Origin of the sequence: Mesorhizobium sp. M1A.F.Ca.IN.020.04.1.1 (assembly GCF_003997315.1) — a bacterium.
Classification (GTDB): Bacteria; Pseudomonadota; Alphaproteobacteria; order Rhizobiales; family Rhizobiaceae; genus Mesorhizobium.
Genome location: NZ_RZSN01000269.1, coordinates 1 through 483 on the forward strand (window position 1 = coordinate 1; position 483 = coordinate 483).

Annotated in this window: 1 protein-coding gene; it reads right to left on the reverse strand. The window is 66.5% G+C overall.

Going from position 1 to position 483, the window contains the following annotated elements; translation table 11 throughout:
* A partial coding sequence (locus EOA49_RS30045) for a DUF4147 domain-containing protein (protein ID WP_127243531.1) occupies positions 1–483 on the reverse strand: 483 nt, incomplete at both ends.

Consider the following 483-nt stretch of genomic DNA (forward strand, 5'->3'; position numbering starts at 1 on the left):
TTATGGTCGAGACGTGCTTGCGGATGGTGTTCATCGCCGCGATCGGCGCGCCGGAAGCGAGCAGCGCCTCGTTGACGGCGATCTCGTCGGCAAGAGTCAGGCCGGGAGCGGGCGACGGCAGCAGCGCCGAGCCGCCGCCCGAAATCAGCGCCACGACCAGATCGTCCGCGCTCAGTCCCCGCACCTTCTCCAACAGCCGACGCGAGGCTTCGAGGCCGGCGGCGTCCGGCACCGGGTGCGCCGCCTCGATGATCTCGATGCGCTCGCATCTGGCGCCATAGCCGTAGCGGGTCACGATCAGCCCATCGATCGGACCATCCCAGACCTTCTCGAAGGCCGCCGCCATCTGCGCCGAGCCCTTGCCGGCGCCGATAACGATGGTGCGGCCCTTCGGCTTTGCCGGCAAATGATTGCGGATCGTCTTTTCCGGATCGGCAGCGGCGACGGCGGCGTTGAAGATCGACGTAAGGAAAGTTTTTGGAT